At 44.4% G+C, this 10848-nt stretch carries 9 protein-coding genes and 1 pseudogene; 4 read left to right on the forward strand and 6 right to left on the reverse strand.

Annotated elements, in window-relative coordinates; genetic code table 11:
- The 4 genes from J5M56_RS23350 to J5M56_RS23365 form a co-directional block, all read left to right on the forward strand.
- Positions 1–1035 (forward strand): tyrosine-type recombinase/integrase (locus tag J5M56_RS23350; RefSeq protein ID WP_207937878.1); only part of this gene is annotated, 1035 nt, incomplete at its 5' end.
- A gap of 838 nt (positions 1036–1873) precedes the next feature.
- Positions 1874–3451: an AAA family ATPase gene (locus J5M56_RS23355; RefSeq protein WP_015979259.1), complete on the forward strand. Its 1578-nt coding sequence runs from the start codon at positions 1874–1876 to the stop codon at positions 3449–3451.
- Entirely contained in the window at positions 3448–4338 is an 891-nt protein-coding gene (locus J5M56_RS23360; protein ID WP_000735931.1) for an HNH endonuclease, read from the forward strand. Before J5M56_RS23355 ends, J5M56_RS23360 begins: the two co-directional genes overlap by 4 nt.
- 590 nt (positions 4339–4928) lie before the next feature.
- On the forward strand, positions 4929–6161 hold the full coding sequence (locus J5M56_RS23365) for a hypothetical protein (protein ID WP_000162952.1): 1233 nt from the start codon (positions 4929–4931) through the stop codon (positions 6159–6161).
- Between the two features lie 128 nt (positions 6162–6289).
- Here the strand turns inward: J5M56_RS23365 and J5M56_RS23370 are convergent, their stop codons facing one another.
- The 6 genes and pseudogenes from J5M56_RS23370 to J5M56_RS23390 all read right to left on the reverse strand — a co-directional run.
- On the reverse strand, positions 6290–6874 hold the full coding sequence (locus J5M56_RS23370; RefSeq protein ID WP_015979258.1) for a tail fiber assembly protein: 585 nt from the start codon (positions 6872–6874) through the stop codon (positions 6290–6292).
- The gene (locus J5M56_RS23375) at positions 6874–7818 is read right to left on the reverse strand and encodes a phage tail protein (RefSeq protein ID WP_015979257.1); all 945 of its coding nucleotides are present in this window, start codon (positions 7816–7818) and stop codon (positions 6874–6876) included. Before J5M56_RS23375 ends, J5M56_RS23370 begins: the two co-directional genes overlap by 1 nt.
- A gap of 173 nt (positions 7819–7991) precedes the next feature.
- A complete protein-coding gene (locus J5M56_RS27260) occupies positions 7992–8159 on the reverse strand; it encodes a phage tail protein (RefSeq protein WP_080484622.1) in 168 nt (55 codons plus the stop codon).
- Between the two features lie 648 nt (positions 8160–8807).
- Positions 8808–9197, reverse strand: a pseudogene (locus tag J5M56_RS27265) (prophage tail fiber N-terminal domain-containing protein); the annotation flags it as partial.
- 64 nt (positions 9198–9261) lie between these two features.
- On the reverse strand, positions 9262–9882 hold the full coding sequence (gene lom / locus J5M56_RS23385) for an outer membrane beta-barrel protein Lom (RefSeq protein WP_001246632.1): 621 nt from the start codon (positions 9880–9882) through the stop codon (positions 9262–9264).
- A gap of 61 nt (positions 9883–9943) precedes the next feature.
- Positions 9944–10848 (reverse strand): DUF1983 domain-containing protein (locus tag J5M56_RS23390; RefSeq protein WP_207937879.1); only part of this gene is annotated, 905 nt, incomplete at its 5' end.

The following is a 10848-nucleotide window of genomic DNA, read 5'->3' on the forward strand; positions in this document are numbered from 1 at the left end:
CCCCCTAACCTTTATATAAGAAACAATGGATATTACTGCTACAGGGACCCAAGGACGGGTAAAGAGTTTGGATTAGGCAGAGACAGGCGAATCGCAATCACTGAAGCTATACAGGCCAACATTGAGTTATTTTCAGGACACAAACACAAGCCTCTGACAGCGAGAATCAACAGTGATAATTCCGTTACGTTACATTCATGGCTTGATCGCTACGAAAAAATCCTGGCCAGCAGAGGAATCAAGCAGAAGACACTCATAAATTACATGAGCAAAATTAAAGCAATAAGGAGGGGTCTGCCTGATGCTCCACTTGAAGACATCACCACAAAAGAAATTGCGGCAATGCTCAATGGATACATAGACGAGGGCAAGGCGGCGTCAGCCAAGTTAATCAGATCAACACTGAGCGATGCATTCCGAGAGGCAATAGCTGAAGGCCATATAACAACAAACCATGTCGCTGCCACTCGCGCAGCAAAATCAGAGGTAAGGAGATCAAGACTTACGGCTGACGAATACCTGAAAATTTATCAAGCAGCAGAATCATCACCATGTTGGCTCAGACTTGCAATGGAACTGGCTGTTGTTACCGGGCAACGAGTTGGTGATTTATGCGAAATGAAGTGGTCTGATATCGTAGATGGATATCTTTATGTCGAGCAAAGCAAAACAGGCGTAAAAATTGCCATCCCAACAGCATTGCATATTGATGCTCTCGGAATATCAATGAAGGAAACACTTGATAAATGCAAAGAGATTCTTGGCGGAGAAACCATAATTGCATCTACTCGTCGCGAACCGCTTTCATCCGGCACAGTATCAAGGTATTTTATGCGCGCACGAAAAGCATCAGGTCTTTCCTTCGAAGGGGATCCGCCTACCTTTCACGAGTTGCGCAGTTTGTCTGCAAGACTCTATGAGAAGCAGATAAGCGATAAGTTTGCTCAACATCTTCTCGGGCATAAGTCGGACACCATGGCATCACAGTATCGTGATGACAGAGGCAGGGAGTGGGACAAAATTGAAATCAAATAATGATTTTATTTTGACTGATAGTGACCTGTTCGTTGCAACAAATTGATAAGCAATGCTTTTTTATAATGCCAACTTAGTATAAAAAAGCTGAACGAGAAACGTAAAATGATATAAATATCAATATATTAAATTAGATTTTGCATAAAAAACAGACTACATAATACTGTAAAACACAACATATGCAGTCACTATGAATCAACTACTTAGATGGTATTAGTGACCTGTAACAGAGCATTAGCGCAAGGTGATTTTTGTCTTCTTGCGCTAATTTTTTGTCATCAAACCTGTCGCACTCCAGAGAAGCACAAAGCCTCGCAATCCAGTGCAAAGCTTTGTGTGCCACCCACTACGACCTGCATAACCAGTAAGAAGATAGCAGTGATGTCAAACGACGCAGCTGACTTCTTTTCTTTCACGACTTCCCCACACCCAGCATGCATACCTTTCCGCCATAACTGTAGTGAATGTCTGTTATGAGCGAGGAGCGGAAGTTAACACTTATGAAAAATGGCTACGAAGTCCGTGGCTATCTATCGGCTTATTAGTACTTGAAACGCTTCTTCAGAAGCCTGAAGAGCTAATCGTTCGGCGATACTATATATGCATTAATAGACTATATCGTTGGTATAAACAGTGCACCATGCAACATGAATAACAGTGGGTTATCCAAAAGGAAGCAGAAAGCTAAATATGGAAAACTACAATACGATGCCCCGTTAAGTTCAATACTACTAATTTTTAGATGGAAAACGTATGTAATAGAGAGTAACTTAAAAGAGAGATCCTGTGTTGCCGCCAAATAAATTGCGGTTATTTTAATAAAATTAAGGGTTACTATATGTTGGAGTTTAGTGTTATTGAAAGAGGCGGGTATATTCCTGCAGTAGAAAAAAATAAGGCATTCCTACGAGCAGATGGTTGGAATGACTATTCCTTTGTTACAATGTTTTATCTTACTGTCTTTGATGAGCATGGTGAAAAATGCGATATCGGAAATGTTAAAATTGGTTTTGTAGGTCAAAAAGAAGAAGTAAGCACTTATTCATTAATAGATAAAAAATTCAGTCAACTCCCTGAAATGTTTTTTTCCTTAGGTGAAAGCATTGACTACTATGTTAATCTCAGCAAATTAAGCGATGGTTTTAAACATAACCTTCTTAAAGCTATTCAGGATTTAGTAGTATGGCCAAATCGATTAGCCGACATTGAAAATGAAAGCGTCCTTAACACCTCATTACTTAGAGGGGTAACTCTTTCAGAAATTCATGGACAGTTCGCACGTGTGTTAAATGGTTTGCCAGAATTGTCAGATTTCCACTTTTCATTTAATAGAAAAAGTGCTCCCGGATTCAGTGATTTAACTATACCTTTTGAGGTGACGGTTAATTCTATGCCCAGCACGAACATTCATGCTTTTATCGGGCGGAATGGGTGTGGTAAAACAACAATTTTGAATGGAATGATTGGTGCAATCACCAACCCAGAAAACAATGAATATTTTTTCTCTGAAAATAATAGACTTATCGAGTCAAGAATCCCAAAGGGATATTTTCGATCGCTTGTTTCAGTTTCGTTTAGTGCATTTGATCCTTTTACTCCTCCTAAAGAACAACCTGACCCAGCAAAAGGTACACAATACTTTTATATTGGACTCAAGAATGCTGCCAGCAATAGTTTAAAATCACTAGGCGATCTCCGCTTAGAATTCATTTCAGCATTTATTGGTTGTATGAGAGTAGATAGAAAAAGACAACTCTGGCTTGAAGCTATCAAAAAACTAAGTAGTGATGAAAACTTTTCAAATATGGAACTCATCAGCCTCATTTCTAAATATGAAGAGTTAAGACGTAATGAACCACAGATTCAAGTGGACGATGATAAATTCACTAAATTGTTTTATGACAATATCCAGAAATATCTGCTTCGAATGAGCTCTGGACATGCAATTGTTTTATTTACTATCACAAGATTAGTAGATGTCGTTGGCGAAAAGTCATTAGTTTTATTCGATGAACCAGAGGTTCATCTGCATCCACCTTTGCTCTCTGCTTTTTTACGAACATTAAGCGACTTACTCGATGCACGCAATGGTGTAGCAATAATTGCAACTCATTCCCCAGTAGTACTGCAAGAGGTTCCAAAATCCTGCATGTGGAAAGTCCTACGGTCAAGAGAAGCAATAAATATTATCCGTCCGGATATTGAGACATTCGGTGAGAACTTAGGTGTTTTAACTCGTGAGGTGTTTTTACTTGAAGTGACAAATTCTGGATACCACCACTTATTATCGCAGTCCGTTGATTCAGAGCTTTCTTATGAAACCATTCTAAAAAATTATAATGGTCAGATAGGATTAGAAGGTCGAACCGTTTTAAAAGCGATGATAATGAACAGAGATGAAGGTAAAGTACAATGAAAAAACTACCTCTTCCAGCGAGAACTTATAGCGAAATGCTTAATAAATGCTCGGAAGGTATGATGCAGATAAATGTTAGAAATAATTTCATTACTCACTTCCCCACTTTTTTGCAGAAAGAACAACAATATAGAATATTAAGCTCGACAGGTCAGTTATTTACCTACGACAGGACACACCCTCTTGAGCCTACAACCTTAGTAGTTGGTAACCTGACAAAGGTTAAATTAGAAAAGCTTTATGAAAATAATCTCCGAGATAAAAACAAACCCGCTAGAACATATTACGATGACATGCTTGTTTCATCAGGTGAAAAATGTCCATTTTGTGGTGATATAGGACAGACAAAAAATATAGATCATTTTCTTCCTATTGCACATTATCCTGAATTTTCGGTGATGCCTATTAATTTAGTTCCATCGTGCCGCGACTGCAATATGGGAGAGAAAGGTCAAGTTTTCGCAGTAGATGAGGTACACCAAGCGATTCATCCCTATATCGACAAGGACATTTTTTTTCGTGAGCAATGGGTATATGCAAATTTCGTTTCCGGAACTCCGGGTGCTATCAGTTTTTATGTTGAATGCCCGGCGAACTGGAGGCAGGAAGACAAACACAGAGCTCTTCATCATTTCAAGCTATTAAATATTGCTAACAGGTATCGTTTGGAGGCAGGGAAGCACTTGAGTGAAGTGATTACTCAAAGAAACTCTTTCGTAAAAGTTATAAGGAAATATAGTTCAACCGCAACGTTTCAGCAGCTACAGTCAGAATTTATTGAAGCAAATCTGAAACCTATTATAGATTTGAATGACTTCCCCAATTATTGGAAAAGAGTTATGTATCAGTGCCTAGCAAACTCGGAAGATTTTTTCAGAGGGATCTAGAATATGATGAAAGATAGAAAATTACGACGCTTATCGGAAGTGAACGAATACTTTTTATATGAGGAGGGCTGTTTTTACAAAATCCGGTAGTAACTTGCTAACCAATTCCTAGGCAGGTCATTGGCAACAGTGGCATGCACCGAGAAGGACGTTTGTAATGTCCGCTCCGGCACATAGCAGTCCTAGGGACAGTGGCGTACAGTCATAGATGGTCGGTGGGAGGTGGTACAAATTCTCTCATGCAAAAAATATGTAAAATCGGTAGCAACTGGAAATCATTCAACACCCGCACTATCGGAAGTTCACCAGCCAGCCGCAGCACGTTCCTGCATACGACGTGTCTGCGGCTCTACCATATCTCCTATGAGCAACGTGTTAGCAGAGCCAAGCCACAACTCTAATTTTAATACATAATGAATGATAATAATAATATTAAAAATTTCCTGTGTAACTAATTTACTATATGGTTTCTGATAAGAATCATTGCAAAGATCAAACAACTTGTATTACATTGACAGTTAAGCAGTTAATTTTATCACCTCTAAAATATATCAGCATCTAGCATGCAACCTATCAAAATGGAGAGTTTTATGACTAAAAAACCATGGGAAAGAAGACTTAAAGATTTATCGCACTTGCTCAAATGCTGCATTGATACATATTTTGACCCTGAATTATTTCGCTTGAATTTGAATCAATTCCTCCAAACCGCAAGAACAGTAACATTTATTATTCAAAAAAACAAAAACCAGATTATAGGATATGACATTTGGTATAACAATAATGTTATTGAAAAATGGAAAAATGATCCATTAATGGCTTGGGCTAAAAATTCTCGCAATACGATAGAAAAACAAGGCGATTTAGAAATGTATAGCGAGGCAAAGGCTACTCTTATTTCATCTTACATTGAAGAAAATGACATTGAGTTTATTACAAATGAAAGTATGTTAAACATTGGTATAAAAAAGTTAGTCAGACTTGCACAAAAGAAATTACCTTCATATTTAACTGAATCATCTATTATTAAATCAGAAAGACGATGGGTCGCTAATACGCTAAAAGATTACGAATTATTACATGCCTTAGCTATAATCTATGGCAGAATGTATAACTGCTGTAACTCTCTTGGCATACAAATAAACAATCCAATGGGTGACGATGTGATTTCGCCAACATCATTCGACTCTTTATTTGATGAAGCCAGGAGAATAACTTATTTAAAATTAAAAGATTACTCCATAAGCAAATTGTCATTTAGCATGATACAATATGACAATAAAATAATTCCTGAAGATATTAAAGAGCGTCTAAAACTGGTAGATAAGCCTAAAAATATCACTTCGACAGAAGAGTTAGTTGACTATACAGCCAAGCTTGCAGAAACGACTTTTTTAAAGGACGGTTATCACATTCAAACATTAATTTTTTATGATAAACAATTCCATCCAATTGATTTAATCAATACAACATTTGAAGATCAAGCAGATAAATATATTTTTTGGCGTTATGCAGCTGACAGAGCCAAAATAACAAATGCCTATGGCTTCATTTGGATATCAGAGCTATGGCTCAGAAAAGCAAGCATCTACTCCAATAAACCAATACATACAATGCCAATTATAGATGAAAGACTTCAGGTAATTGGAATTGATTCAAATAATAATCAAAAATGTATTTCATGGAAAATAGTTAGAGAAAACGAAGAAAAAAAACCGACTTTAGAAATATCAACAGCAGACTCAAAACATGACGAAAAACCATATTTCATGCGTTCAGTCTTAAAAGCAATTGGCGGTGATGTAAACACTATGAACAATTGAGTCATAGAACTTCCATTATTCTCCTGAAGATAATAATCGCCAAATAAACCAATACTCAGCTTTACAATATACTAACTAACCGCAGAACGTTATTTCATACAACGTTTCTGCGGCATATCACAAAACGATTACTCCATAACAGGGACAGCAGGCCACTCAATATCAGGTGCAGTTGATGTATCAACACGGTTCAGCAACACCCGATACTTCTTCCAGGCTTCCAGCAACGAGGTTTCTTCCTTCGTTGCAATTTCCAGATCTGCAGCATCCTGAAGCGGCGCAATATGCTCACTGGCTACCTGCATCAGGCTTTTTTTTGTTTCTTCCGCCTCCCGGATCCGGAACAGTTTTTCTGCTTCCGTATCCTTCACCCAGGCTGTGCCGTTCCACTTCTGATATTCCCCTCCCGGCGATAACCAGGTAAAATTTTCCGGTAACGGACCGAGTTCAGAAATAAATAACGCGTCGCCGGAAGCCACGTCATAGACGGTTTTACCCCGATGGTCTTCAACGAGATGCCACGATGCCTCATCACTGTTGAAAACAGCCACAAAGCCAGCCGGAATATCTGGCGGTGCAATATCGGTACTGTTTGCAGGCAGACCGGTATGAGGCGGAATATATGCGTCACCTTCACCAATAAATTCATTAGTTCCGGCCAGCAGATTATAAATTTTTATGGTCCGTGGTTGTTCACTCATTCTGAATGCCATTATGCAAGCCTCACAATATAGTTAAATGCAATGTTTTTGACGGTGTTTTCCGCGTTACCCGCAGCGTTAACGGTGATGGTGTGTCCGTGTGAACCAATACTGAAAGAATGGGCATGAGCACCGATAACAACCGGATGCTGGTGCGCACCAATACCAACTGTATGCGCATGTGCACCGGCACTCACGGCTGTACCGGACAATGAGTGACTGTGGCTGCCCTGACTGTCCGTTTTCGATAAATAAGCAATACCCTGTGTGCTGGTTCCTTTAACTGTGGATAAACTTCCTGTAATGGTTGCTGTTCCATACTGACTCCAGCCAGAACTGTTCATCCTTAAACCACTTGTGTGGGCATGAGCACCCGCGGCCCCTGTTGAACCGCTCAGACTGTGAGCATGAGCCCCCGTGTTATTCGTCGATTTGGTGCCGTAATCGAAACTGCCTGTTGTTTTCGTCCCGTAATCAAACGACGATGTGGTTTTCGTCCCCAAATCCGTACCGGATGCACTGGCACTGTGGGTGTGCGACTTAATTCCATCCTGTTCCTGAGACAATACAGCACGACCGCTGGCGGGTTTCCCCTTGATTGTCCAGCCTCGCATATCAGGAAGCACACCCGATGGATACGCGACAGCAAGTTTTGGGTAGGCTGATTTGTCAAACGCCTGCCCCTGCATCAGGACGTAGCCAGACGGAACGATATCTGATGGCCACGGGATCGGCGCACCTGCCGGAAAGGCCGAATTCTCACCGGCCCCAAGGTATTCAAGAACATCTGCAACGGAATTTTTTGCCAGAATATCCCTGCCAACCTGAGTCAGTTCAGTCAGGCTGGCGGCATCATTTTCCGCAAAATACGGTAATTTATTTTTCGCCGTGGAAAGCCCTGCCAGCGCCGTCAGTGTCGCATTCTTCGGTTGTTTACCCGCAAGCGCGTTAGTCATGGTGGTAGCAAAATCTGGATCATTCCCGAGCGCTGCGGCCAGTTCATTCAGCGTATTCAGTGCGTCAGGTGACGCGTCGATAACATCTGCAATCGCGGCCAGTACAAAAGCGGTGTTCGCAATCTGGGTATTGTTTGTTCCCCTGAGCGCGGTTGGTGCTGTTGGCGTTCCGGTCAGTGCCGGACTGTCCAGTGGGCTTTTCTGTTCGTTTCATCCATTACCACCTTAACCGCCTTTGGCGTTGCAGCAAGCGTTTCAGACGTGCTGTTGGTTGCACTGCTGAGCTGCACTATCCCCTTTCTCGTTGTGTCCGCATCCTCAAGCGCGACAGCTGAAGCTATATCTTCTGCACGTTTTGCCGAATTTTTTGCACGTATTGCCGCCGCTTCTGCCGCACTTTTGCTCTGCGATGCTGATACCGCACTTCCCGCAGCCTCTGTCGCCTTCGTGGATGCCGTTGACGCACTCCCCGCCGCCGCTGTTTTTGCGTCTGCCGCGGCAGAGGCGCTCCGTTCCGCTGCTGTTTCAGATGACCTGGCATTCGTCTCGGACGTTTTTGCCGCCCTGGCAGAATTTTCTGCCGCCGTTGCCGAGGAAGCTGCACGACCGGCACTTGATGATGCGTTCGTTTCTGATGATTTTGCTGCCTCTTTTGAGGCCACCGCATCTCGTGCTGAAGTGGCGGCCTCTGACGCTTTCGTGGCCGCGGTGGAGGCAGACGTGGCGGCTGATTGTTGTGACGCTGCAGCATTCGTTTCTGACGTTTTCGCCGCACCGGCACTGGTGGCCGCCGCGTTTTTTGAGGACTCTGCGGCTGCGGCACTTTTTTCCGCTTCAGTGGCCTTTGCTGATGCCGCTTCTGCGCCGGAGGACGCTTCCTGAGCTGACGATGCAGCCTGTCCGGCGGACGTGCTGGCGGCGCGTGCTGAGTCAGTTGCATCAGTCACAAGGGCCGCGACCTGAGCAGCTGATGCACTGGCATCGCCGGCTGATTTCTTCGCGTCTGCCGTACTCTGTGCCACCACGGACGCGTTACGCGCCACCTCTTCCACCATCAGTTCAAGACGACGCAGCACCTCCGGCCGGGCATCATCCTCCGTCATGGCACAGAGAAAATCATTCAGCGTCCCCGGTTGTGAATCTTCATACACGGTGATGGTCCCGGCGTGCGATGGTGGAAAACCGTCAACCTGCAGGATGACACTGTACTGACCGTACTCCACATCCATGCTGTAACGCCCGGCTTCATCCGGATTCTCTGAGCCCACCGTGTTCACCACCACCGTGGTGCTGTTACGTCTGGCTTTCAGCTGAATGGTGCAGTTCTGTACCGGTTTTCCTGTGCCGTCTTTCAGGACTCCTGAAATCTTTACTGCCATATTCACCCCACAAAAAAGCCCACCGGTTCCGGCGGGCTGTCATAACACTGTGTTACCTGGCTAATCAGAATTTATAACCGACCCCAACGATGAATCCGTCAGTACGCCAGTCGCCACTGCCGGAGCCTTCATAAGCAATATCAACAACGACGGACGCTGCCGGATTAATCTGTATACCTGCACTCCACGCCACTGAGGTATGCCGCATTGCACTTTCGTCCCTGGCAGTGGTCGTCTCTTTCATATACCCGGGAGTGATTTCCGTCTTACGGTAATCCATTGTACTGCCGGACCACCGACTGTGAGCCACTCCGGCCATGGCGTACGCACTGACCTGCTTACTGATTTGTAAAACCGGTCCGGCCATCACGCTCACATAACGTCCACGCAGGCTCTCATAGTGAAACGTATCCTCCCCGGTCATCACTGTGCTGCTCTTTTTCGACGCGGCGAACCCCAGGGAAGCCATCACCCCCACACTGTCCGTCAGCTCATAACGGTACTTCACGTTAATCCCTTTCAGATGACTCACACCGGTATCCCCGCCCGACAACGACGGCAATGTACCCGGTTTCACTTGAAAATAGCCCACCGTAAACGTACCATGTCCACCTTCCGCACGGGCCGGAGTGACTGTCACCGCAAGTGCGGCAAAGACAGCAACGGCAATACACACATTACGCATCGTTCACCTCTCACTGTTTTATAATAAAACGCCCGTTCCCGGACGAACCTCTGTAACACACTCAGACCACGCTGATGCCCAGCGCCTGTTTCTTAATCACCATAACCTGCACATCGCTGGCAAACGTATACGGCGGAATATCTGCCGAATGCCGTGTGGACGTAAGCGTGAACGTCAGGATCACGTTTCCCCGACCCGCTGGCATGTCAACAATACGGGAGAACACCTGTACCGCCTCGTTCGCCGCGCCATCATAAATCACCGCACCGTTCATCAGTACTTTCAGATAACACATCGAATACGTTGTCCTGCCGCTGACAGTACGCTTACTTCCGCGAAACGTCAGCGGAAGCACCACTATCTGGCGATCAAAAGGATGGTCATCGGTCACGGTGACAGTACGGGTACCTGACGGCCAGTCCACACTGCTTTCACGCTGGCGCGGAAAAGCCGCGCTCGCCGCCTTTACAATGTCCCCGACGATTTTTTCCGCCCTCAGCGTACCGTTTATCGTACAGTTTTCAGCTATCGTCACATTACTGAGCGTCCCGGAGTTCGCATTCACACTGCCACTGATATCCGCATTTTTAGCGGTCAGCTTTCCGTCCGGTGTCAGGGAAAAGGCCGGAGGATTGCCGCCGCTGGTAATGGTGGGGGCCGTCAGGCGCTTCAGGAACACGTCGTTCATGAATATCTGGTTGCCCTGCGCCACAAACATCGGCGTTTCATTCCCGTTTGCCGGGTCAATAAATGCGATACGATTGGCGGCAACCAGAAACTGGCTCAGTTTGCCTTCCTCCGTGTCCTCCATGCTGAGGCCAATACCCGCGACATAATGTTTGCCGTCTTTGGTCTGCTCAATTTTGACAGCCCACATGGCATTCCACTTATCACTGGCATCCTTCCACTCTTTCGAAAACTCCTCCAGTCTGCTGGCGTTATCCTCCGTCAGCTCGACTTTTTCCC

It is taken from the genome of Pseudomonas sp. 51_B (genome assembly GCF_017491595.1).
GTDB classification, from domain to species: domain Bacteria; phylum Pseudomonadota; class Gammaproteobacteria; order Pseudomonadales; family Pseudomonadaceae; genus Aquipseudomonas; species Aquipseudomonas promysalinigenes.